21 protein-coding genes and 1 tRNA gene are annotated in these 22,616 nt (G+C 64.9%); 7 read left to right on the top strand and 15 right to left on the bottom strand.

Annotated elements, in window-relative coordinates; genetic code table 11:
• Positions 1 to 595 precede the first annotated feature (595 nt).
• On the bottom strand, positions 596 to 2,668 hold the full coding sequence (ppk1, locus tag KF733_07545; protein ID QYK54858.1) for a polyphosphate kinase 1: 2,073 nt from the start codon (positions 2,666 to 2,668) through the stop codon (positions 596 to 598).
• Positions 2,656 to 3,564, bottom strand: a complete 909-nt coding sequence (locus KF733_07540) for a hypothetical protein (protein ID QYK54857.1) — start codon at positions 3,562 to 3,564, stop codon at positions 2,656 to 2,658. The genes ppk1 and KF733_07540 overlap by 13 nt, the downstream gene beginning before the upstream one ends.
• A gap of 73 nt (positions 3,565 to 3,637) precedes the next feature.
• Between KF733_07540 and KF733_07535 the strand changes: the two genes are divergently transcribed.
• Both KF733_07535 and KF733_07530 read left to right on the top strand, forming a co-directional pair.
• Positions 3,638 to 4,186: a bifunctional (p)ppGpp synthetase/guanosine-3',5'-bis(diphosphate) 3'-pyrophosphohydrolase gene (locus tag KF733_07535; protein QYK54856.1), complete on the top strand. Its 549-nt coding sequence runs from the start codon at positions 3,638 to 3,640 to the stop codon at positions 4,184 to 4,186.
• A gap of 53 nt (positions 4,187 to 4,239) precedes the next feature.
• A complete protein-coding gene (locus KF733_07530; GenBank protein ID QYK54855.1) occupies positions 4,240 to 4,593 on the top strand; it encodes a hypothetical protein in 354 nt (117 codons plus the stop codon).
• Here KF733_07530 and KF733_07525 read toward each other — a convergent pair.
• The 3 genes from KF733_07525 to KF733_07515 all read right to left on the bottom strand — a co-directional run bounded on the left by KF733_07525 (position 4,590) and on the right by KF733_07515 (position 9,069).
• On the bottom strand, positions 4,590 to 6,572 hold the full coding sequence (locus KF733_07525) for an ABC-F family ATP-binding cassette domain-containing protein (protein ID QYK54854.1): 1,983 nt from the start codon (positions 6,570 to 6,572) through the stop codon (positions 4,590 to 4,592). The two genes, KF733_07530 and KF733_07525, sit on opposite strands and share 4 nt — an antisense overlap.
• Positions 6,573 to 6,646: 74 nt before the next feature.
• Positions 6,647 to 7,561: a ParB/RepB/Spo0J family partition protein gene (locus KF733_07520; GenBank protein QYK54853.1), complete on the bottom strand. Its 915-nt coding sequence runs from the start codon at positions 7,559 to 7,561 to the stop codon at positions 6,647 to 6,649.
• 56 nt (positions 7,562 to 7,617) lie between these two features.
• Positions 7,618 to 9,069: a hypothetical protein gene (locus tag KF733_07515; protein QYK54852.1), complete on the bottom strand. Its 1,452-nt coding sequence runs from the start codon at positions 9,067 to 9,069 to the stop codon at positions 7,618 to 7,620.
• A gap of 128 nt (positions 9,070 to 9,197) precedes the next feature.
• Between KF733_07515 and KF733_07510 the strand changes: the two genes are divergently transcribed.
• Positions 9,198 to 10,640 (top strand): proteasome accessory factor PafA2 family protein, encoded by a 1,443-nt coding sequence (locus KF733_07510; GenBank protein QYK54851.1) that lies wholly within the window; start codon positions 9,198 to 9,200, stop codon positions 10,638 to 10,640.
• A 4-nt stretch (positions 10,641 to 10,644) separates the two neighbouring features.
• Here KF733_07510 and ispH read toward each other — a convergent pair whose 3' ends face one another.
• Positions 10,645 to 11,592 carry a 4-hydroxy-3-methylbut-2-enyl diphosphate reductase gene (ispH, locus tag KF733_07505; protein QYK54850.1) on the bottom strand — a complete coding sequence of 316 codons (948 nt, stop codon included), beginning with the start codon at positions 11,590 to 11,592 and terminating at the stop codon, positions 10,645 to 10,647.
• A 26-nt stretch (positions 11,593 to 11,618) separates the two neighbouring features.
• Positions 11,619 to 12,011: a dihydroneopterin aldolase gene (gene folB, locus KF733_07500; protein ID QYK54849.1), complete on the bottom strand. Its 393-nt coding sequence runs from the start codon at positions 12,009 to 12,011 to the stop codon at positions 11,619 to 11,621.
• A gap of 111 nt (positions 12,012 to 12,122) precedes the next feature.
• Here folB and KF733_07495 point away from each other — a divergent pair.
• The 4 genes from KF733_07495 to KF733_07480 all read left to right on the top strand — a co-directional run bounded on the left by KF733_07495 (position 12,123) and on the right by KF733_07480 (position 15,531).
• A tRNA-Met gene (locus KF733_07495) sits at positions 12,123 to 12,199 on the top strand.
• Between the two features lie 130 nt (positions 12,200 to 12,329).
• Positions 12,330 to 12,845, top strand: coding sequence for a hypothetical protein (locus KF733_07490; GenBank protein QYK54848.1), 516 nt, complete (start codon positions 12,330 to 12,332; stop codon positions 12,843 to 12,845).
• Positions 12,842 to 14,245 (top strand): DUF1800 domain-containing protein, encoded by a 1,404-nt coding sequence (locus KF733_07485; protein QYK54847.1) that lies wholly within the window; start codon positions 12,842 to 12,844, stop codon positions 14,243 to 14,245. Before KF733_07490 ends, KF733_07485 begins: the two co-directional genes overlap by 4 nt.
• Entirely contained in the window at positions 14,236 to 15,531 is a 1,296-nt protein-coding gene (locus tag KF733_07480) for a DUF1501 domain-containing protein (GenBank protein QYK54846.1), read from the top strand. Before KF733_07485 ends, KF733_07480 begins: the two co-directional genes overlap by 10 nt.
• Here KF733_07480 and KF733_07475 read toward each other — a convergent pair.
• From KF733_07475 to KF733_07440, 8 genes are all read right to left on the bottom strand, one after another.
• Positions 15,528 to 16,565 (bottom strand): aspartate-semialdehyde dehydrogenase, encoded by a 1,038-nt coding sequence (locus KF733_07475; GenBank protein ID QYK54845.1) that lies wholly within the window; start codon positions 16,563 to 16,565, stop codon positions 15,528 to 15,530. The genes KF733_07480 and KF733_07475 overlap by 4 nt on opposite strands.
• A 51-nt stretch (positions 16,566 to 16,616) precedes the next feature.
• On the bottom strand, positions 16,617 to 17,816 hold the full coding sequence (trpB, locus tag KF733_07470) for a tryptophan synthase subunit beta (protein ID QYK54844.1): 1,200 nt from the start codon (positions 17,814 to 17,816) through the stop codon (positions 16,617 to 16,619).
• 9 nt (positions 17,817 to 17,825) lie between these two features.
• Positions 17,826 to 18,584 carry an EI24 domain-containing protein gene (locus KF733_07465; GenBank protein ID QYK54843.1) on the bottom strand — a complete coding sequence of 253 codons (759 nt, stop codon included), beginning with the start codon at positions 18,582 to 18,584 and terminating at the stop codon, positions 17,826 to 17,828.
• 59 nt (positions 18,585 to 18,643) lie between these two features.
• The gene (locus KF733_07460) at positions 18,644 to 19,069 is read right to left on the bottom strand and encodes a hypothetical protein (GenBank protein QYK54842.1); all 426 of its coding nucleotides are present in this window, start codon (positions 19,067 to 19,069) and stop codon (positions 18,644 to 18,646) included.
• A 25-nt stretch (positions 19,070 to 19,094) separates the two neighbouring features.
• A complete protein-coding gene (locus KF733_07455) occupies positions 19,095 to 20,957 on the bottom strand; it encodes a hypothetical protein (GenBank protein QYK54841.1) in 1,863 nt (620 codons plus the stop codon).
• 59 nt (positions 20,958 to 21,016) lie between these two features.
• A complete protein-coding gene (locus KF733_07450) occupies positions 21,017 to 21,565 on the bottom strand; it encodes a hypothetical protein (GenBank protein QYK54840.1) in 549 nt (182 codons plus the stop codon).
• Between the two features lie 41 nt (positions 21,566 to 21,606).
• The gene (locus KF733_07445; GenBank protein QYK54839.1) at positions 21,607 to 22,068 is read right to left on the bottom strand and encodes a hypothetical protein; all 462 of its coding nucleotides are present in this window, start codon (positions 22,066 to 22,068) and stop codon (positions 21,607 to 21,609) included.
• A gap of 77 nt (positions 22,069 to 22,145) precedes the next feature.
• Positions 22,146 to 22,508 (bottom strand): prepilin-type N-terminal cleavage/methylation domain-containing protein, encoded by a 363-nt coding sequence (locus KF733_07440; GenBank protein QYK54838.1) that lies wholly within the window; start codon positions 22,506 to 22,508, stop codon positions 22,146 to 22,148.
• Between the last annotated feature and the right edge of the window lie 108 nt (positions 22,509 to 22,616).

Here is a 22,616-nt window from a genome sequence, read left to right as displayed (position 1 = left end):
ACAGGGCGGGTCTCACAGGCGGCACATGGCGGCGCCAACCCCTCTCCCTAGCCCCCGCGAAGCACGACCGCCGTCCCTCCCCCGCTGCTTCGGGGGAGGTGCCCCGCAGGGGCGGAGGGGGATCGTTCCCCGTGCTGAGAGGGAGCCTGCGCCGACCCTCCCCCTGGCCCCCTCCCCCGCTGCTTCGGGGGAGGTGCCCCGCAGGGGCGGAGGGGGATCGTTCCCCGTGCTGAGAGGGAGCCTGCGCCGACCCTCCCCCTAGCCCCCTCCCCCGCTGCTTCGGGGGAGGTGCCCCGCAGGGGCGGAGGGGGATCGGTCCCCGTGCTGAGAGGGAGCCTGCGCCGACCCTCCCCCTAACCCCCTCCCCCGCTGCTTCGGGGGAGGTGCCCCGCAGGGGCGGAGGGGGATCGTTCCCCGTGCTGAGAGGGAGCCTGCGCCGACCCTCCCCCTGGCCCCCTCCCCAAGCCTGGGGAGGGGGGAGAAGGGCCAGGAGCCACAAACGTTCCCGGGCCTGGCGGGCGGGCGCAAACCCCTCCCCCTAGCCCCCTCCCCAAGCCTGGGGAGGGGGGATGCCAGGAGTTAGACGAACTCCGGCTCAATCGAACGAAGCGGGGTGGCGCATGAGCCAGGCTTGCAGCTCCATGGGCTCTTCGCCCGGTTTGGGGCGAACGCGCCTGTAGGTGCCGTTTGGTTGCAGGCTCCACGCCTTCTGGTTGTCGCGGAAGCTCGCCAGCAACACCTTCTCCCGGACGTACTCGATATGCGCAGGGTCGCGGAGCGGGGTGAGCACCTCGATGCGGCGGTCGAGGTTGCGGCGCATCATGTCCGCGCTGCCGATGAGGCATTCCGGCTCTCCCCCGTTCTCGAAATAGTAAGCGCGGCTGTGCTCCAGAAAGCGTCCGACGATGCTGACGACGCGGATGTTCTGGCTGACCCGGCGCACCCCCGGCCGCAGGCAGCAGATGCCCCGCACGCCGAGCCCGATCTCCACCCCGGCTTGGTTCGCCTCGTAGAGCGCGTCGATCACCTCGGGGTCGACCAGTGAGTTCAGCTTGAAGAGGATGCGGCCGTTGCCGTGCACCTGGTGGGCGGCGGTCTCTCGCCGGATGCGTTCCAGGATCGCCTCCCGCAGGTTCAGCGGCGCGACGAGGAGCTTGCGGTAGCTGGTCTGGCGGCTATATCCGGTGAGGTAGTTGAAAAGCTCGGTGATGTCCTGGCACACCTCGGGGTCGCAGGTGAAGAGGCCAAGGTCGGTATAGAGGCGGGCCGTGTCCGGGTTGTAGTTCCCCGTGCCGATGTGGGCGTAGGTGCGGATGCCGGTGGGCTCGTCGCGGACGAGCAGGCACAGCTTGCAGTGCACCTTCATGTCCGAGAAGCCGTACGTGACGTGGACGCCCGCGCGCTCCAACTCCCGCGCCCAAAGGAGGTTGTTGCTCTCGTCGAACCGCGCCTTCAGCTCGACCATGACGGCGACCTGCTTCCCCGCTTCGGCGGCGCGCAGCAGGCTCTGGACGATCGGTGACTCCGTCCCGACGCGGTAGAGCGTCTGCTTGATCCCGATGACGCGGGGGTCTTCCGCGGCCGAGGCCACAAACTCTTCGACGGAGCGGAAGCTGTCGTAGGGATGATGGACCAAGACGTCGCGGCTGGCGATCTCGGGAAAGAGGGTGCCGTGGTGGGCCAGCTTCTCGTTGCTGAAGGGAACGAATGGGACGTGCTTGAGGGCGGGCCTCTCCAGACGCGCGAGCTCCCACATGACGTCCATGCCGAGCAGGCCGGAGATGCTGATGACGTCCTGCTCGTCCAGGTTTAGGCCGCGGCGGATGATCCTCGTCGGCCCCGCCCCCAAGCCCGAGGACACCTCGAGCAACACGGGGTCGCCCATGCGGCGCAGGCGCAACGATTGCTCCACGGCTTGGATCAAGTCGGCGGCCTCGAGCTCCAGGATCTCGATGTCCGCGTCGCGGATCACGCGGAAAGTGTGCGCCCCGATGATGGTCACCCCTGGGAACAGCTTGTCCAGGTGCGAGGCGATGAGGTCTTCCAGAAGGATGAAGGTCTCGCGCGAACCCGGCACCCGCACGGCGCGGTTGAGGTTGGGCGGCACCTTGACCCGCGCGAACCTCGTCTCACCCGCGTCTCGAAGCTCGACCGCCAGGTTCAACGACCGGTTCGAGATGAACGGGAAGGTGGTGGTGGGGTACATCATCAGCGGCGTGCAAAGCGGGAAGACCGACCGCTCGAAATAGCCGCTGAGGTCGGCCTGGTCGCGGGGGCTGAGCTCCTTGAACGTCGTGACGTGCACGCCGTGGCGCGCGAGGGCGGGGCCGAGGTCGTTCTGCCAGATGTCGCTCGCCTTCTGACGCAGGGGCCGGGCGACCTCACTGATCATGGCGAGCTGCTGGCTCGGCGTGAGGCCGTCCGGGGTCGGCTCTTGGATGCTCGACTCCTCCTGCTCGTGCAGGCCCGAGACCCGAACCATGTAGAACTCGTCGAGGTTGCTCTCGAAGATCGCCAGGAACTTGACGCGGTCCAGCAGCGGGTTCGCCTTGTTCTCCGCCTCGCCCAAGACCCGGGCGTTGAACTGCAGCCAGCTGAACTCCCGGTTCACGTAGCGGCTGTGCTGGACCCAGGTCAGGCCCGGTGCGAGCGGCTTTAGAGCGGACACGGTTGGATCCTTCCGTCCGCCATTTCCAGGATCGCGCCTTCCCGGACGCCGTGTTCGCTCACGAGCATCTCTTCGTGGCCAAGTCTGTCCATGATGGCAAGGTAGACCAGTGCACCGGGCAGAAGCGTCACTGCCCGCTTCATTCTGACACCGAAGCGCGACTCGACCAGCGTCACGGGGAGGCGGGCGGTCGCCCACACCAGGTACTCCAACTCCCGGCGGTGGACCAGCCGGTCGCTGTCGCGGTGCAGCGCCCGGAGGAAGCCGCGCGCCACGCCGCCGCAAGCGACCATGCGCTCGGACTTCTTTGGTTCCAGCCGCCGCAGCTCCTTGTCGATCTTCTTCCTCGCCCGTTCCAAGGTCTTACTGTCGACGGGGTGCTCGATCTCGCACTTCTGGGTAAGGACTCCCGTTCCGAGCGGGAGGGACTCGGAGCAACCGATCTCCTCGACCCGGTGGCAGAGCGAGACCTGGACGCTGCCCCCGCCCGCTTCCACGAGGTAGAAGGGAGTGGCCACCTCGCAATCCGTCATCGCCCCGCGCAGCCCGAGCTCGGCCTCGCGCAAAGGAGGGACAATCTGGATCTCGACGCCGGTCCGCTCCTGGATCCTTTGCATCGCCTCGTCATGGTTTTGCGCTCGACGCATGGCCTCAGTGGCAAAGACGTAGAGACCCTGCGCTCCGCTTGCGCTTGCGCGGCGACGGAAGTCGATAATCGTCGAAATTAGGGCTTCGACCAGGGGGTCGGGCAAGCGGCCCTCGCGGCTCACGACCTGCCCCAGGCTCATCCATTCGCTCAGGTTGTCGAGGCGCGTAATGCCGCGCTCGCCCACGCTCGCGACCAGAAGGTGGACCGTGTTGCTGCCGATATCCGCCGCGGCCAGGATCTTGGGCATCCTTTGCTGGAGTATGGCGGCAACAAAATGCGTCCCGCCCGGAGGCGTGCGACCCTCGTAAGCTTAGCTCAGGATGGATCGTCTTCAAGAAGCCGTGCGTTTTGCCGCAGAAAGGCACTTTGGCCAGTGGCGGGACGGTGAAACCCCGCTTCCTTACCTTGAGCACCCGATCGACGTGCTGCGGCGGTTGCGCCACACGGGCGGGGTCACGGACGAGGCGTTGCTCTGCGCCGCCGCGCTCCATGACGTGGTCGAAGCGACCGAGACCAGCCACGAGGAGATCGAAGCAAGGTTCGGTCGCGATGTCTCCGACCTCGTCCGCGAGCTTACGCGCGAAGAGCCCGGCCCCGGGCAGACCGACGGCCTCACGAAGGACGAGGTGTGGCAGCTCCGGGCGGACATGCTTCTCGCGGAAGTCAAAGAGATGAGCGACCGGGCGCAACAGGTGAAGCTTAGCGACCGGATCTCGAACCTGCTCGAGGCCAAGACGGCGAAGAAAGGAAAGAAGCTCGACCGCTACGTCCGCCAGTCCCGCCGCATTCTGGAAGCCATCCCGGCCTCCGTCAACCGGCCCCTGTGGCAAGAACTGGAGCGGACGGTCCGAGAGATGGAACAAGGCTAAGGGCCCCGAAAAAAGAGGCGCTAGAAGCCCTGGGCCGACGATAAACTATGGCCGTGCCTGCCGCCGTCCGATGGTACCGAGCGTATTGCGTGCTCTTGGCGGCGCTGAACTTCGCCCTCGTCGCCATCGGAGTGCTGGTGGTCTACCAGAACAAGGGCTTCGAGACGCAGACCCAGATTGTCGCCGCCTTGACCGGGGCGGTGTTCGTGCCGGTCGGCCTCTTCTTCGGATTCACCACGCTCTTCCTGCCGCGGCTCCCCGCGACGAAGAAATCTTGGTCGGTCCACATGGCGAACATCGCCTTCGGAGCGGCGAGCCTCGTCTTGGCCCCCGTCTGCATCCCTCTCCTTGCCGCGTGGTTCAAGCCCGAAGTCAAGGCGTACTTCGGAATCGTCGAAGGGAGCTAGTCCCGAGGCCGGAAGCTGACGCCGACGCCCTGTTGCTCCTTCAACGCCTCTAGGCGCACGGACTGCTCCTCCCACGCGGAGAGGCTGGCCGCCACCCGCTCTGTCTGCGATTCGTACCGACGGGAGAGGTCGAAGACGTCGGCGGTCGGTGGCAAGTCGGCGAGTTGCTTCTCGATGGACTTCAGCTCGGTCTCGTCTTCTGCCACCTGGTCTTCGAGCTCGGAGACGAGTTTCTCGAGCCGCGCGATCTCTTTGCTCAGCTCGCGGGGGGTTAACTGCCGCGGAGCGTCCGGTTCGGTGGTAAGACCCGAACTCCCACTCCCAGCCCCCTCCCCCCTGCCAGGGGAGGGGGCTTTCCGAACCCCTCCCCCTGCCCCCTCCCCAAGCTTGGGGAGGGGGGATTTCTTGCGATAATCGGCGAAGCCGCCCGGGTAAAGCAGCGGCCCCGACCGCCGAACGTCCAAAATGCGGTCCGCCACGTGGGTGAGCAGCCACCGGTCGTGGCTGATGAGGACCAGGGTGCCCTTGTACTCCTGCAGGATCTCGGCCAGCGCCTCTCGGCTCGCCATGTCCAAGTGGTTCGTGGGCTCGTCAAGGACGAGTAAATTCGGGTTCAGGCGAGTGAGCCGCGCGAGCACCAGCTTGTTCTTCTCTCCGCCGCTCAAGGTACGGATCGGGCGCATCACGTCGTCCCCGCTGAAGAGGAAACGGCCCAGCAGGTCCCGCGCGGGCTGGCTCTCCATCCCGCACTCATAGACCATGAACTCGAGCGGCGTCATCTCGACGTCGAGGTCGCTCACGTCCTGGTGGAAGTAACCGACGACGACGTTCGCCCCGAGGCGGCACTCGCCGCCTAAAGGCTCGTGGAGCCCGAGCATGGTTCTGATAAGGGTCGACTTCCCTGCCCCGTTCTCGCCCACCACGCCCCACCGCTCGCCCCATCGGACCGTCCAGTCCAGGCCGCCATAGAGCTGCACGCCCGGAAAGCCGACGGCGAGGTTCTTGGCCTCCATGGCGACGTCGCCCGAGCGCCGGGTGGCGCCGAAGCCCGCCGCCATGCCCTTCTCCTGCTTCGGGGCGTGGACCTGGTTGGCGGCCAGCTTCTCCATCTGCTTGAGCCGCCCGCGCGCCTGGGCCGTGCGCTGGCTGTTCATGAACCGCCGGACATATTCGTCGAGCTTGGCGATCTCCTGGGCTTGCCGCGCCGCGACTTCTGCCTGGCGCGCCTCGTCCTCCGCCCGCAGCTGGAGGTACTTCTTGAAGTCAGCGGGATAGTGCTTGGTCCTTCCGTCCCGCATCTCGACCACTTCGTCCGCCGTGTTCTCCAAGAATGTGCGGTCGTGGCTCACAAGCAGGACAGCGCCGTGATAGCGGCGGATCCAACTCTCGAGCCATTCCGTCGCCTGCAGGTCCAGGTGGTTCGTGGGCTCGTCCAAGATCAGGAGGTCGGGCTCTTCCAGGAGGAGCCGTGCGATCGCGAGGCGTGTCTTCTCCCCCCCGCTCAGTCCCGCCGTGCTGCGGTCAAAATCGGCCTCCTCGAAGCCCATGCGCTGGAGCACCACACGGACGTCGGTCTCCGCCGAGTAACCCTCGCTCTCCAGGAAGTGCTCGTGGAGCAGGGCGTATTCTTCGAGGTCCTCTTCGCTGGCGCCGCCCTCCATTCTCTCCTCCAGTTCCTCCAGGCGGGCCTTCATGGCAAGACGGTCAGCGATGCCGGACTGCGCTTCTTCGATCACGGTCCGCGTTTCGTCGACCGCGTGCTCCTGCCGCAGGTAGCCGACTTTCGCGCCCCGTGCCAAATGCACCGAACCGCCGTCCGGTTCGTACTGGCCCGTGATGATCTTGAGGAGCGTTGTCTTGCCCGTCCCGTTGCGACCCACCAAGGCCACCTTCGCCTTCCGGTCGATGCGAAAGGACACGCCGTCGAGCACGATTTCGGCGGCGAAAAGCTTGCGGACGTTGTTGACGCCGAGCAGCACGGGGACTTGTGAGTATGCCCCCGCCGGGCGGGCGTCCTAACGCCCGGCCCGCTCGTTGCGGCCCATGCCGAGGCTCATGGCAAGGAGAGCCCGAGGATGTCCAGGATGCGGGCAAGGTCGTCGTCCGAGTAGAACTCGACCACCAGCCGGCCCCCGACTTCTTTCGACTCCAGGTTCACAGGGGCGCCGAAGTACTCCCGCAGGCCCCCTTCTAAGGCGACCCATTCGGCCGAGCTGCCCGACCGCGGCTTTGGGGCCCTTGGTTCGGTCGGAGGCTCGGCTTCGCCCCGGGCGAGCCGTTCCGCCTGGCGCACGCTCAGCCCTTCCGCGACGATCCTCCGAAAGAGGGCGGCCTGGCGCAGGGGGGATTCCACCATGAGCAAGGCCCGGGCGTGCCCCTCGCTGACCGTCCCAGCCTCGATGGCCTGCTGGATCTCGGGCGGCAATTTGAAGAGGCGCAGAGTGTTCGCGACCGCGGCACGCGTCTTGCCGATGCGCTGCCCGACCTGCTCTTGGGTCAGACCGAACTCGTTGACGAGTTGGTAGTAGGCGCGGGCGCACTCCATCGCGTTCACGTCCTCACGTTGGACGTTCTCGATCAGGGCGATCTCGAGGGACTGCTTGGCGTCCGCCGTGCGAGTGACCACGGGCACCCGAGTGAGGCCCGCGAGACGCGCCGCACGCAGACGGCGCTCGCCCGCAATGAGCTCGAACTTGCCTTCCGGCATCGGCCGCACGATGAGCGGTTGAACCACTCCGTGCTCCTTTATCGAAGAAGCGAGCTCCAGCAGCGCCGCCTCGTCAAAGTGGTGCCGAGGCTGGCGAGGGTTGGGTTTAATAAGGTCTACGGATACTTCGTTTGCCGAGTTAACCTGTTCTGTCGCGGGCTTCTTCTTTGGACTGGCGGGCTTTGCCTTTTGCCTCGGCTCTTCTTCCAGCCATTGGGAAAGGCCCTTGCCCAGAGCCCTTCTCACGAAAAATCCCCCCACGCGACCACACGTCCATTATACGGAACGCTAACGGTCTCGTGCGGGGATTTCGGCGGTTACTGCTGCAGCAACTGGAGGACGCTCTGGGGCGCGCGCGAGGCCTGCGCGAGGACGGAGATGCCGCTCTGGCGCAGGATCTGGACCTTCGTGAACTCGGTCATCTCCTTCGCGATGTCCGCGTCGCGGATCTCGCTTTCGCTCGCCGTCACGTTCTCCTTCGAGACCGCAAGGGACCGCGTGGTCGACTCCAGAAAGTTCTTCTGGAACGAACCGAGATCGCCGCGCAGCGAGGCAAGCTGCTGAATGGCCGTGTCGATAATCTGCATCGCCCGCTGGGCGCCTTGCTGGCTACGGACGTCCAGGGTGGCGAGGCTCTCACCGGAAAAGATGCCGACCCCGAGGCGGTCGGCGGCGACGTTCGGGATCGAGAACGTGACGCCTTGGCTGGCGTTCGCCCCGATTTGGAAGCGCATACTGCCGACATAGACTTGGCCGATGTCGGTCGCGGCTGCGGTCGCGTTCCCCGCAGGAGTGACGACCATTCGGTTTCCAGACGGCGAGGTGAGCGTAAGGCCGTCGTCTAGGGTGCCAAGGCCGCCTGTGAAGGTCTCCGTCTTCGTGCCCGTGGGTTCGATCGGGACCGTCACGTCATAGACCGCGTCGGCTCCGACCGCGGGGGTTGCGCTGTTGCCTCCGTTCAGCAGGCCGGGACTGGCGTCCATGAAGTTGATCGGGAATCTTGAGCCAAACTTGGTCGAGGTCAGGACGACCGCGTTACCAGCGCCTAGCGAGGCCGAGACACCCGTATTATTACTTGCCACGTTGATCATGGCCACGACGTTCGAGAGCGTATCCCCGTTTTGCACGTTGAAGCCATAGCCGTTGATGACGAACGTGCCTGCGGCGAGCGTCGAGCCCGTGCCGGCGAAGGTCTGGGAAAGCGGGCCGGTCGTGGTCTGCGAGGCCGCGGTCGTCTGGTTCATGTTGACCACGCCCGTCCGCACCACTTCCCCACCGAACTCGCTGCCGATATAGAGGCTCGAAACGAGGTCGTTCCGGACCACGTTCGTACTAATGCCCGCACTGCCGTTCAGCAGCTTCTTCGTGCCCCAAGAGGTTTGGCTGGCGATGCGGTTGATCGAATCGATGGTCGAGCGAATCTGACTCTGGTCGGCTTCTAGCTGCGCGGCGTCGACGGTCGCCGTGTTGGACGCGTGGACGGCCAGGGAGCGGATGTCCCGCAACAGCGTCGAGATTTCTTCCATCGCCGCCTCGGCCGTCCGAGTCATGTTTACGGCGTCCTGGGTGTTCCTCGCTGCTTGTTCGATGCTCTTGATTTGCGTGCGCAGACCTTCGCTGATGATGAGCCCGGCAGGGTCGTCCCCGGCCGAGTTGATCCGAAGCCCCGTCGAAAGTCGAGTGACGGAATCCTGCATCATGGCGTCCGTCATCCCGAGGTGGCGCATGGCGGTCAGAGCAGGGATGTTCGTGTTGATCCGAAGGCTCACGGTCGTTGTCTCCAGGTTAAGATAGAGGCATAAAGCCCCTAGGCTAGGGAGATTTTCGGCGGAATGTGGAAAGAACAATAGCCGTGTTCTCTCGCACCTCTCCGGCGATCCGACGTAGAATAGGCTAGATGGGGTGGCGCCCTGGCGACCGAATTTTCGGCGTGGAGACGGAGTTCGGGACCCTGGCCGCGTCGAGCGTCGGGACCTATGAGACCGTCGTCGAAGCCGTCAAGGACCACGTTTTCTTCGAACAGCGGCTTGGGGCCATCGACCTCCATTCGAGGGACGAGGTCTTCGAGCCGGCGGAGTCCGGCGGCTTCCTTCTGAACGGCGGGCGGCTTTATATCGATGCGGTCGGCTCGCACCTGGAATATGCGACGGCCGAGTGCCGACGACTGAAGGACATCGTCGCCAACGACCGCGCGGGCCAGCGGATCATCGTGCGGGCCGTCCGCGAGACGGGACTGCAGGACGAGGTGGACGTCTACAACAACTCGGTGGACCACTTCGGAGGCCATACCTTCGGGTGCCACGAGAACTATCTCGTTCGGATGAGCGAGGACTTTTTTAGCCACAAGGCCCCGCTTCTTTACGCCTTCCTTGTGACCCGCCAAATCTTCGCGGGCGTCGGGCGGGTCGGGGGCCACGTGCTTTCGCCGGGAGGACGGCCGAAAGTCCGGGATATGAACGAGAACCCGATCGACTACATTTGGGTCAGCCAAGTCTATAACGTCTATAGCGACTCGGGGATCCGTTTCCAGTTAAGCCAGCGGGCCGACCATATCTTAAAAACGATTGCTTCGCGCGTGCGATTTAACCGCGCAATCATCAATCCAAAGTGGGAACACTTCTATGCTCACGAGGGAATGCACCGACTCCACATCTTGTTCGGCGAATCGAACCAGAACGAGTTTGCTTATGCCCTAAAGGTCGGCACGACCTCGTTGGTCTTGCGGCTCGTCGAAGACGGGCTGGTCCCTGAGGATTGGCAATTGGCCGATCCGGTCTCGGCCCTGCGGGAAGTGAGCCGCGACCAGGACTACGAGTGGCCCGTCACGATGTGCGACGGATCCGCCACGACGGCCATCGAAGTCCAACGCCGCTACTTGGAGATGGCCGAGCGCTACCGGGGCGACAGTGACGACACGGACTGGACGCTGGACGAGTGGGCCTCGATCCTCGATGGGCTCGAGAAAAATCCGCTGGACCTTGCCGACCGCATCGACTGGGTCAACAAGCTTTCGATCGTCGAGGAATACCGGAAGCAAGAAGGGCTGGAATGGGGCGACGACGCCCTGCACTCGGTCGACCTGGAATACCACAACATTGACCCTGACAAGTCGCTCTTTTACGCCCAACCCGGCAAGCGCTTTATCGAAGACCTCGACATCCTGGACGGCATGGTGGAACCTCCAAAGGACACGCGTGCCGCGGGAAGGGCAAAACTGGTCAAGCGCGTGCTAGAACGCGGGCCGGGAAAAGTCTATATGTTCGACTGGTCGGGCGTGGCCCTGGACCGGCACGTTTACATCGAGATGCCCGATCCGTTCGAGACCTATACCGAGGTCTAAGCCTTTAGCTCTTAGCCATCGCGAGCTGGACCAGCGTTCGTTGAGGGCGGAACTCGACTTCTTCTCGAACCGTTTCCAGCACGCCAAGCTCCGAGCCCGGCTTCAGTTCCATGAGCCGCCCGACGATGGCTTCGACCAGGGACTCGGGCGTCGAGGCCCCGCTCGTCACGCCGATCACCTCGTGCCGCGCCACCAGTTCGGGCTGAAGCTCGTCCGGCTGCATGATGAGGACCGCCTCCGCGCCGCACTGCATCGCCACCTCGCGAAGCCGGTTCGAATTCGAAGACGTTTGGGATCCCACGACCACGACGAGCCCGCATTCCTGGGCCAGGGCCTTCACCGCGGCTTGGCGGTTTGTGGTCGCGTAGCAGATATCCTCCTTGCCGGGAGTCTCGATGTGCGGGAATCGGCGGCGAAGGACGGCCATCGTCGCGTCCACCTCGTCCACGCTCAGGGTCGTTTGGGTGACGACGGCGAGCCGGTCGTGGGGAGGCAGCACTAACCGTTCGGCATCCTCAGGGGTTTCGACCAGCACCATGCGGTCGGGGGCCTCGCCCATTGTCCCCTCCGCCTCAACGTGGCCCGCGTGGCCGATATAGACCATCAGGTAGCCCTTCTCCGCGAAGCGCCGCGCCTCGTTGTGGACCTTCGTGACGAGCGGGCAGGTGGCGTCGATGATGTTCAGGCCGCGCTCTTGCGCTTCCTGTCGGACGGTGGGCGAGACGCCATGGGCGGAAAAGACCACGACGGCCCCGGGAGGAACCTCGCCGATGTCCTCGACGAAGACGACCCCGCGCTGTTCAAACGAGCGCACGACCCATTCGTTGTGGACGATCGCGTGCCGCACATAGATCGGCGCGCCGTGTGCCTTCAAGGCCAAATCCACGATCTCGATCGCGTAGGACACCCCGGCACAAAAGCCCCTCGGCGCCGCCAGCAGAATCTTGCCCACTCCCCTTCCTTTACGTGCCGCGAAGCTCATACGATGTCGTCCGGCACCTGCGGGCGGGCTTGTTGCCGCTTTTTCCCCATCCGAATCCCTACCGATTCGGCGATGACGGGCAGGGGCGGGGCGACTTTTTCAATCTCGATGTCGACCTCCTCGACGGCGGGAAAAGCCTCCAGGACCGCGTCGCAATAGGCGTTGGCGAAGGCTTCAAGGGTTCGGAAACGGCTCTCCGCGCTCAACTTCAAGGCAAAGGCGGCAAGGGCCCCGTAGTCCACCGTCTCCCGAACGTCGTCGCTCACGGCCGCGTTCGGTTCCAACTTCACGCTCACCGCCGCCCGGAACCGGTGGCCGATCGCCTGTTCTGCCCCACTGACGCCGTGGAACGCATAAAACTCAAGACCGCGGACGAAGACCTCTGCCACCGCCCCATTATGGTCGTCGCGACCGTGCGGCGAGGCAGTCCTTGCCCGTGAACCCGCGGGAGGGACCGAAATGAGATTCCAGTCCCCGTGTCACAATGAAGGGCTCGGCAAGGCGACGTAGCTCAGTTGGTTAGAGCGACCGGTTCATACCCGGTAGGTCCGCGGTTCAAGTCCGCGCGTCGCTACCACTCCCTTCCCCTCCGGGATGCGGCCTGGGCCCCTCGGCCCGATTTCGGCTTCCAACCGGCCCATTGCGCACGATTGGGTCTTGCTGGCGCGGTCCAGGTCGCATATCACGTTCGTTAAGGAGCCAAACCGATGTTGACCCTTGGCGACGTTTTCGCAACCGCGCTGCTGATCCTCGGCACCGCCGCGACCCTGTTGGCGGCCTTCGTCGCCGCGACGCTCCTTGCCCCTGCCCGGACGGCCGTGGCTGCCCAAGCCATGGAGAACAGGCCTTGGCAGACCTTCTTCACCGGCCTGCTGGTGGGCGGTCCGCTGCTTCTGCTCTCTATCGTCGTGGCGAACCTGCCCTTGCCGGTCGCCCGCGCGTTGGGCGCTGCCCTGGTTATCGGCTGGTTCCTGCTCGCCGTCTTCGGCCTGAGCGGCCTGGTCCGGGTCGTGGCGGCCCGGGTGCGGGGCGCCAACCCTGGACTCTCGCCCCTGGGCGCGACCGTCATCGCCGGGTCGGCCCTGATCGGCGCGCTCGGCGTTCCCTTCATTGGCTGGATGCTCCTCACCCCGTTCATGCTCTTCTTAGGCGTGGGAGCCGCTTTGAAGGCCTTGCTTGTGCCGAAAGTCTCGGCCATAGGAACGGTCCCGGAGGCGAGTTGAGCCTTTCTCGGCGGCAGGCACTGGCCACGCTCGGCGGCGCAGGGCTGCTCGCGGCGGGCTGTGGCCGCGCCGGCGAATGGCTTACGGCGGAGACGCCCCTCAAGCCACCGACCCGGGAAGACGACCGCGCCGTCCGTCTCGCCAACAGGTTCGGGTTTGGCGCACGTCCAGGCGAGCTGGCAGCAATGCGTAAGGGCGGTGAAAAGGCGTGGCTCGAGGGGCAACTTGCCGCGCCCCTGGGCGACGAGGGCGCCGTCGCGGAACGGATCGGTCGGCTGGAGATCTTCCACCTTGGCCCCTGGGAGCTTCGCGACTGGCCCAAGAAGCGGATCCTGCAACAGATGCAATACGCCGCCCTGGTGCGGGCCGTCCACTCGCCCTGGCAGCTCCGAGAAAGGCTCGCCGAGTTCTGGAGCGACCACTTCAACATCAATGCGGACAAGGGCCTCGGCGCCTATCGCAAGCCTCTTGACGATCGGACGGTGGTCCGGGAGAACGCGCTGGGCAGCTTCGGGAACCTCCTCCGGGCCAGCGCCCGCAGCTCCGCGATGCTGGTCTACCTGGACCAACAAGCCAGCAACGCGCGCCACCCCAACGAGAACTACGCCCGCGAACTGCTTGAGCTCCACACGCTCGGCGTCGACGGCGGCTATACGCAGCGCGACGTCATGGAGGTCGCCCGGTGCTTCACGGGCTGGACCGAAGAGCGCGGGTTCCTCCGCCCCAAGGGCGCGTTCAAGTTCGACGAAGCCCTCCATGACGACGGCGAGAAGCGCGTTCTGGGCGAGGTGGTTCCCGCCGGAGGTGGCATCGCCGATGGCGACCGCGTCCTCGAGATCCTGGTGCGCCACCCCGCCACGGCCCGCAACGTCTCCCGGAAGTTCGCCCGCTACTTCTGCGGGGATGCCTGGCCAGAGGTGGCCCCTGCTGTGGAGAAGGCGTTCTTGCGGTCGGACGGCGACACCAAGGCCCTGGTCCGCGCGGTCTATGACTCGGAACCTTTCTGGTCGGCGATGCCCGTATTGAAGCGGCCTTTCGACTACGTCGCGAGCGCATTGCGCTCTCTCGACGCTTCGGTCGAGGGCACCGCTGCACTCGACCACCTGGCCAAGATGGGGCAGTCGCCATTCCTTTGGCCTATGCCAGACGGCTACCCCTTGGACACCGGTTCCTGGAGCGGGACGCTCCTCGCCCGTTGGAACTTCGCGATCGAGCTCGCCCATGGCAAAGTGGCGGGTTGCTCGGTGGACTTGACACGGCTCGCCCGGCGGACGGGCCACGCTCCCTGGACCGACCTTATCCTGGGGCCAGACGCCGCGGTCGATCTCTCCTCCCACGGCCTGGCTGACGCCGAGGCCGTGGCCCTTTGCCTCGCCTCACCGGAGTTCCAATGGAAATAGGCGGCCCCTGCTATTGCGACGGTTATGGACGGCTGGACCGCCCCGTTCTGGCCCGTCGCGACATGCTTGCCCTCGGCCTGACCGGCCTGACTTTGTTCACGGCCCGAAGCGGGCTCGCCCAGGCCGCCTTCCGCAAGGGTGGCGAAGAGGGCCATGTCCTCGTCGTCCTCTTCCTTCGGGGCGGGGCCGACGCGCTCAACGTCATCGCTCCCTATGGTGACGACGAGTACTTCCGCGCGAGGCCGTCGCTGGCCCTTAGGAACCCGAATGACCGGGGCCACGCGGAAGGCGAACGGCTGCTGGACCTGGACGGATTCTTCGGGATGAACCGGGCGTTGGAGCCCCTGCTCCCTGAGTTTCGTGAAGGGCGCATGGCGGTGGTCCACGCGGCAGGCTCGGGCGATTCGACCCACTCCCATTTCGAGGCGATGAGCCTCATGGAAAGCGGCAGTTTCGCGAACGCGGACTCGGCTCGCGGCGGCTGGATCGCCCGATACCTTGAGTCCACCCGAGGTTCAGACTCGCCTTTGCGGGCGGTCGCGTTCTCGGGCACGCGGCCCGACATGCTTGCCGGCGCGCCTTCTGCGGTCACCATCCCGAACCTCGCCGAATACGGCATGGCGACGCCGGAGGGTGTGGACCGCACACGCCTTCTGAAGGCCCTCAGTGGACTTTATGCCATGGGCAGCGATGCCATCTCGGAGGCGGGCCGAGAAACGTTAGCGGTTCTGGACGCCCTGCGCGCGGCCGATCCCCACGGTTATCGGCCCGAGGCGCCGTACCCAGAAACCGACCTCGGCCGCGCCTTCAAACAGGTCGCGTTCCTGGTCAAGAACCGGCTCGGGCTGGAGGTCGCCTGTCTGGAGTCCCTCGGCTGGGACAGCCACATCACTCAAGGCACATCGGAGGGCTGGCTGTTCGGACTCCTAAAGGACGTCGGAACCTCGCTTGCCGCCTTCCACAAGGATCTTGGAGGGGAATCGATCCGGGTCACAACGGTGGTGATGTCGGAGTTCGGCCGCAGGATCGAGGAGAACTCCGGCTTTGGAACCGACCACGGGCGCGGGGGCTGCATGCTGCTCTTCGGCGACCGATTGGCCGGGGGGCGCGTGCATGGGACCTGGCCGGGGCTGGCCAAGAGCCGACAGACTGAGCCGGGAGACCTGCTGGTGACGACCGACTATCGGGACGTGCTCGCCGAGGTCGTCCGGGGCAGGTTACGGCCTGTGCCAATGCAGACCGTCTTCCCCGGGCTCGATCCGAAGCCTATCGGCCTGCTCGCCTAGCTTCCCTGCCCGCTAAGCGCGCCCGACCGGAGCCGGCCCTCGGCCAGGAGCCTTTCGGCGATCTGGACTGCGTTCAGGGCGGCACCCTTCAGGAGTTGGTCGCCCGACACCAAGAAACGCATCGCGGAGGGATGGCTGGGATCGCGCCGAATACGGCCGACCAAGACCTCGTCGATCCCGCTCGCTTCCACCGGCATTGGGAAGTGGTTTCTCTCACGGTCGTCCACGATGCGGACTCCCGGCGCGTTCTGCAGGCACTCGCGAACCTGGTCCTCAGTAGGGCCAGGCTCGGCAAACTCGACCGTGACGGACTCCGTGTGGGCGCGGAGCACTGGAACGCGGACGCACGTCACGTTGACGCCAAGGTCGGGGCGGCCCAAAATCTTCTGAGTCTCCGCGACGATCTTCGCTTCCTCTTCGTTCTCGCCGTCCGGCCGGACTGCGGAGTCGTGGCTGAAGAGGTTGAAGGCATAGGGATGGCGGGTGAAACTCGGTGTGGAATCCACACCGTCAAGGCTCCTTCGGGTTTGGGAAACGAGGTCCTCCATCATGGCCGCGCCGCCCCCGCTAGCGCTCTGATAGGTGCTCACGACGAGCCGTTGAACCTGGCCGAGTTGGCAAAGCGGGGCCACCGCCATAAGGAGCACGATGGTGCAACAATTCGGGTTTGCGATGAGTCGGCAACCATCGGGTATCGCGCAGAAGTTGACTTCCGGCACGACCAGCGGAACATCCGGTTCCATGCGGAAGGCGCTGGAGTTGTCGACGATGGTCGCCCCCTCCCCCACCGCGACCGGCGCCCACTCACGGGAGCGGGACGCCCCCGCCGAGAAGAAGCCCACGTCGATGCCGCGAAACGCCTCTGCAGATGGCTCTTGGACGGTCCACTCCTGCCCCGCGCAGGTCACTTTCGATCCCGCAGAACGGGCGCTGGCGAGCGGCACCAGCCTCCGAAGAGGGAAACGTCGTCTTTCGAACAATTCGAGAAACTCTCGACCGACCGCACCCGTCACGCCAAGGACGGCGACGTCCAAACCCGCCTGCACCCTGCGGGGATACCCAATTCGTGGAAACCGAATGCGGGATTAGTCGGCCCGTTTGGAGTGCCCGTAGCCGAGAAGCTGGGCCGCGCGTTCCATGTCCTTGTCGCCTCTCCCGCTCAGGTTGACGAGGACGCGGCTGCCTGCGGGCAAGAAGCCGGGGCGGAAAAGGGGGGCGAAGGCATGGGAGGATTCGAACGCTGGGATGAGGCCTTCTAGCCGCGCCACCCGCTGGAAGGCGTCGAGCGCTTCCTCGTCGGTGACCGCCGAGTACTCCACCCGGCCGGTATCGCGCAGGTGCGAGTGCTCCGGCCCGACCCCGGGGTAGTCCAAGCCGGCGGAGACGCTGTGGGTGGGCAGGATCTGGCCGTCTTCATCCTGCATGATGTAGCTGTAGGAGCCGTGGAGCACGCCGGGGGAGCCCGCGGTCAGGGGCGCGGCGTGGCTGCCGGTGGCGACCCCGAGCCCTCCAGCCTCGATGCCCAGAAGCCGGACGGGGTCCGGCACGAAGGCGTGGTAGAAGCCGATCGCGTTCGAGCCGCCCCCGACGCAGGCGATCCCGACATCCGGGAGCCGGCCGTGACGCTCCAGGTACTGGGCGCGGGCCTCGTTCCCAATCACGGCCTGGAACTCCCGGACCATCCAGGGGTAAGGGTGGGGCCCGGCGGCCGTCCCGATGACGTAGTGGGTGTCCCGAACGTTGGTCACCCAATCACGCATCGCTTCGTTGAGGGCGTCCTTGAGGGTCTTGGTGCCGCTCGAGACCGGCACGACCTCGGCCCCTAAGAGCCGCATGCGGAAGACGTTGAGCTCCTGCCGGGCACAGTCCTCCTCGCCCATGTAGACCTCGCACTGGAGCCCGAAGAGGGCACAGACCGTGGCCGTGGCGACGCCGTGCTGCCCTGCCCCGGTCTCCGCGATGATCCGCTTCTTGCCCATTCGCTTCGCCAGGAGGCACTGGCCGACCGCGTTGTTGATTTTGTGGGCGCCGGTGTGGCAGAGGTCTTCCCTTTTCACGGAGACCTGCAGACCGGTGGCCTCGCTGATGCGGGGGGCTTCGGTGAGGGGCGTCGGACGACCAACGTAGTCGTGGGCCAGCCGGTCGAACTCGGCCCGGAAGCCCGTGTCGTTCCAGGCCTTCCTGAAGGCCTCGGCAAGCTCCTCTAGGGCAGGCACGAGGGTCTCGGGCACATACCGCCCGCCAAACTCGCCAAACCTTCCGTTCAGGGGCTCGCCTTCGAACATAGCCCGATTTTACGGCCTTGGCGGGAGGACGGGCGGCCGACTTGCGGGGTTGGCCGACTCTCGGCACATCACCGTGCCCATCGCGACCCAGCCAGGGACGAGCAAGACGTTCAGGAACGGCAGGAGGCTCGACGCCCCGCCGAGCAGCCAGAGAGTCCAGGAGTTCTGGCAGCGCAGGGCGGCGAACGCCTGCCGCGGGAAGACCACCCCCCGCCGGGCAAAGGCCGGCGAAGTGTAATCGTTCAGACCCATCCAACCTGCGACCACGACCGCCACCAGGCCGAAGCAGCCTGTGCCGAAGACGGCCACCGCCAAAGCCGCCATGACCGTGGTCGGCATCCGGAAGGCAAGGTCTTGAAGGAGCATCGGCCAAGTCGGGGCGGCACCTTCCGCCCGGCCATAGAGCCTCTCCTCCACGCGACGGCTGAGCGGTTCCCAAAGAAAGGCCGAGAACAAGTTCGCCATCACTAAGAAGATCGGCCCGGAAAGGAAGAACCACGCCACCCCGAGCACGACCGTGCCTCCGATCCAACCGACGGCGCCAGGCAGGCCGGAGGTCTCGGCCAGGTGTGCGAGCCAAGGCACCAGCACCGCAAATCCGGCGAGCAACAGGGCCAAGTAGGCAAGGGCCGAGAATAGGAGGGGGCGCCAGACATAAGAGCGCAGGGTCCGGTCTTGGTAGACCAGCAGGAAGGCGCGCAGCATGGTCGGCATCTCTCTTGGCAGGTACAGGACGGGGGCGGCGGGCGTTACGCAGGGCGCGAACAAAAAGCTCGCCCTGGATTCTGCTCCCAGGGCGAGGCTCGCCTATCGGGCCGACCAGGCCCCTACTTGTTCCGCGTCCGGCGTCGAGCGACTTCTGGCACGACGCGGTTGGCATAGTGTCGGAAGGCGAACACGGCCGTGAGGCTGACGCCGAGGGCGATGAACCCCAACCATACGGGGGGGCCGCCTTGCGGCTTCGCCCGGTTCTGCGCCTTCTTCAAGGTCGCCTTGTCCGTTTCGTTGCCCGCCTTGTTCAGGTCCGCGGCACCGAAGCCCGCGTCAGGTTCGAGGACATACTCCGAGCTGACTTCCCCGCCCACTTCGCCGACGATCGGCACGGTGCCGGTCAGTTTCTGCTGTTGTGCGACGGCCTCCTGGCTGTGCTCCGGCTGGAACTGGGCACCTTTCGGCTTGTCTTCGACGAACGCGCTCGCGCTCGCCGCCAGCACTATCACGGCCAATAGAGCCTGGATCTTGGTGTTCTTCATGGCATTCACCTCCCTTGTTCTCCCCTTAGCTTTCTCTTCCATCGTGGAACCCGCGGTCCTGCCACGTGCTGCGCAAGGTTGTTGGCTGGCGCGGCAAGTTCAGGTCGATGAGCGGCGGCTGGTCAGGGCCCCGCTCTCGGATGCGGTTGTCGTAGTTCATTCGGATGGGCAGGCTCCAGCCGACGATGGCCTCGTCCTTGCTGACGATCGTGCCATTCAAGGCGAAGCCTCCGCCGCTCATGCCGACGTTGCCTCCTCCGACGAAGTTCGTATACATGATCGCGTCGACCTGGTTGACGCCTTCGGTCAAGTTACGGATCGTCTCGTCGCTGACGACGCTCTGGTACTTCATGCGGCCCGTGGAATCGCGGTCCATCGCGTTATAGGGCGGGATGTAGTTGTTGTTCTCGTCGTAGCGGCCCTTGGTGAAGGGCGGCATCATGTAGTAGAGCGGGTACGGGTTCTGGAACCGCGTACTATCGCCCATGATGACGGAGCCTCGGGCAGCCAGGCCGAGCATGTCGCGCTTCTCGTTCGCCAGGTCAGCCGCCTCGGGGTCTCCCAGGAAGTTCGGGCCGTTCTTATAGCGGACCGAACCGACGACGTGCACGTTCCGACCCGTGTAGAGAGTGCCTTGACCTTGGACGAACCCCTTGATCACGACGTCCTGGTCTACCGTCACCGGACCGTAGATCTTGATCGGGCGGTCGGACGTCCCGACCAAAACCGCGGAACCCGCGATGCGACCGTTGGAGTTGCTCAGCCTCTGGTAGGCATTGGTCGAAGAGTTCCAGACCTCGACGTAAGCGGGCTGGCCGTAGTTCGGGTTCGCCGTGCCGTCGGCATAAGTCGGCTTCTGGTAGGTGCCAGGCTCCGTGCTGAACTTCTGGCTCAGCTCTTGGTACCGCGAGATGTCGGAAAGATCGGGCATGGCGATCTCGTTGGTGGGTTTCGAGTCGAGCACCGTCTTGGTGATGTCGGAGTTCGTCGAAGTGCGGTTCCAGGCGCTCGTACCGCGAGCGTCCGCGACCACCGCGCCGAAGGCGCCGGGAGCGACCATGGCCCCGTTCACCTCGTAGCTCGAGAGCATGGCGGCTTGCGACTTGAAGACCATGTCGCGGTACTTCTCGAACTTCGCTTCACCTGGGCTTCCGTGCGAACCGGAGCTATAGACCGGGCGCCACCGCTCGCGGAACGCAGTGCCGTTGTTGTTCCTGGCGTTGGAATAGGTGTTGTCGGTCCACTTGACCGGCGGCGTATTGATGAAGCCGGAAGCGGGCGGGTCCAACCTCTCGTTCGCGGCTGCGTAGACCGAGCCGTTGACGGTTGGCGACCCGTTCAAGAAGTCGAAGTTACCATTGGCCCGCATATCGCCGTTCACGATAAGGTCCGTCTCCCTGAAGCCGTCCATCCACCCGTAATTGTTGATGAAGTAGGTGTAATCGAAAACCTTGCTTCTTGCCAGTTCGTACCTGGTCACCGCGCGGACTTCCTTGAAGGGCTCGTTCTCGTCGAGCTGGCCGTTTTTGTTGGTGTCCAGATAACCCACGGCGCGGATCGTGACCACCGCCAGATAGGGGGTGGCCTGCTGGTAGTCCACGACGCCGGCCACGAAGCGGCCCACGGACGCGATCTCTCCGGACTGGACCGCCTTTTCGTCGCCTAGGCTGGCGCCTGCGCACGCCTCGGAGATCTCCGTGAATTTCTGCGACAGTCGGAAGGGGCGCCAAAGAACACGCTGCACGGACATGACGCCCGCTTCGCAAAGGTGCGTGGTCTGTAAGTCGCGCTGGGCGTGCCGAGACTGTCGGATCGTCGCCGAGGAGCTCTCGACATAGCTGGCTGCCGCCACGGCAAGAAGAGTCATGACGCCGAACGTCGTGACCAATGCCGATCCCTTGTCTAGTTTCTTCTTTCTCGCTTTCGTTCGCAACTTTTTACGCCTCCTTAACGCGTAGTCTCCATTAGGTTCCGCATGTAGATAACTTCTCGCTTTCGCGAGTAGGTCTCAACGCCCTTATCGTCTAGCGTGGACGTGACGACCTGGACGGCGACCTGCCGTACGACGGCTCCAGCCCCGGGCGTGAAAATCCGGTACCGCTGGTTGTTGTTCTCTGGGTCGTTCGTCACGACGTCGCGTCCGATCACGCGGTCTCCAACCCCGTCCCGATAGATCAGGGAGCCGTTCACGAACTCGATTCGGCGGTTCACGCCATCCGGAATCGGCTGGCCGAGTCCGTCGGCCCGAAAATCACCGTTCTCGTCGACGTCGGGCTTGACAAATGTGAGGCCGAGGCCGTCGTTGTCGACTGTGACCGACATCGCCTCGCGCAGTTCGTCGCTGATCGTGCGGACAGCCCGCAGAGTCTGGGTCTCGGCTTCGATCTTGTGCTGCCCACGCATCCAGGTGGCCATTCCCGTCACAAAGACGGTCGTCGCGCTCAGCACAACGAGCGACGACACCGCCGTCGCTGTCACCACCTCGATCAGGGTCATACCGGCTCTCAGCCGTCTGGGTATCTGGCGTTTCACGGGCATTAGTTGTTCAGGTCTGCGATAAGCGTGCCAAGTCGGACGGTCTTGGGCTGTCCTTCCTCGGTCCAGTTGACTTCCACTGTGACCCTTCGGAGCTCTATGGCGACGGTTTCCACCCTTAGGCGTCCGGTTCCATTGGGAAGAACACTGGATGGGCTGTCCGAGACGCCGCTGTCGACGTTCGTAAAACTATAGGTGTTAGGGGCGACCGGGTCTTTGCTGTCGATCAGGCGCGCCGCAAAGAGGGCCTCTGGGCTTAAGGCGGCATCGACGCCTTTCAGGGCCTCCATTTGCTTCTGGGCCAGGCCCAGGGCAAGGTTGTTGAGGTCGGCCTTCGCGCGGCTCCGGTTTGCCGTCGGCATCGTCGCGGCGAAGATCACGGCACAGACGAGCGCGAGGAAGATCGCGAACATCGCCTCGATGAGGGCACTGCCTTTTTGACGCTTACGCAGCAGACGTTTCATAGTCGGATAAGTGGTCATGGCGGACGGCGACCCTTGGAGGCCGGCCGTCCGCCGTGGTTGTCGAACTGGCCGCTAGATTAGAGGCCGGACTTGTCGGTCTTCCACTCGTCAGCAGTCTTGCTTTCGAAGGTGGGATCGCTGCCGATCGTGTTCTTTTCGAACGTACCGTTGACGGGGAACTCCGGCGGATAAGTCTTCATGTACTCTTCCATATCCGTGTCGTCGCAGTCGTCACCGGTGGTCAGGCCCTTGTCCATGGCACACTGGTCCTTGGCGGCCTCGACCTGTCGCAGCGTGGCGATGATGGTCTGGGCGCGGCTGTTCTGTCGGGCCGTGATGAAGTTCGGCACGGCGATTGCCAGAAGGATGCCGATGATCAAGACCACGATCATGATCTCGACGAGGGTGAAACCCTTTCGCTTGCTCGAGCGCTTAGTCATATCTAGTTAGATCCTCCGGACTTTTGATCCGTTTGGGGGCCAAAGCCTCCTGGGGCGGTCGTTCCACTTCAAACGGCCGGTCTAACCCGCAGGAATGCCGTAATTGGG

The sequence above is a fragment of the Fimbriimonadaceae bacterium genome, from assembly GCA_019454125.1.
In the GTDB taxonomy this organism is placed as follows: Bacteria; Armatimonadota; Fimbriimonadia; order Fimbriimonadales; family Fimbriimonadaceae; genus JALHNM01.
The sequence above is the reverse complement of the archived record's forward strand: the minus strand, read 5'-3'. Positions and strand labels throughout refer to the sequence as shown.

Excerpts from the sequence above, each read along its gene's own strand:
- KF733_07540 (QYK54857.1), bottom strand. The coding sequence starts at position 3,564 with ATGCCCAAGATCCTGGCCGCGGCGGATATCGGCAGCAACACGGTCCAC.
- KF733_07535 (QYK54856.1), top strand. The coding sequence starts at position 3,638 with ATGGATCGTCTTCAAGAAGCCGTGCGTTTTGCCGCAGAAAGGCACTTT.
- KF733_07510 (QYK54851.1), top strand. The coding sequence starts at position 9,198 with ATGGGGTGGCGCCCTGGCGACCGAATTTTCGGCGTGGAGACGGAGTTC.
- KF733_07490 (QYK54848.1), top strand. The coding sequence starts at position 12,330 with ATGTTGACCCTTGGCGACGTTTTCGCAACCGCGCTGCTGATCCTCGGC.
- KF733_07480 (QYK54846.1), top strand. The coding sequence starts at position 14,236 with ATGGAAATAGGCGGCCCCTGCTATTGCGACGGTTATGGACGGCTGGAC.
- trpB (QYK54844.1), bottom strand. The coding sequence starts at position 17,816 with ATGTTCGAAGGCGAGCCCCTGAACGGAAGGTTTGGCGAGTTTGGCGGG.
- KF733_07460 (QYK54842.1), bottom strand. The coding sequence starts at position 19,069 with ATGAAGAACACCAAGATCCAGGCTCTATTGGCCGTGATAGTGCTGGCG.
- KF733_07450 (QYK54840.1), bottom strand. The coding sequence starts at position 21,565 with ATGACCCTGATCGAGGTGGTGACAGCGACGGCGGTGTCGTCGCTCGTT.
- KF733_07445 (QYK54839.1), bottom strand. The coding sequence starts at position 22,068 with ATGAAACGTCTGCTGCGTAAGCGTCAAAAAGGCAGTGCCCTCATCGAG.
- KF733_07440 (QYK54838.1), bottom strand. The coding sequence starts at position 22,508 with ATGACTAAGCGCTCGAGCAAGCGAAAGGGTTTCACCCTCGTCGAGATC.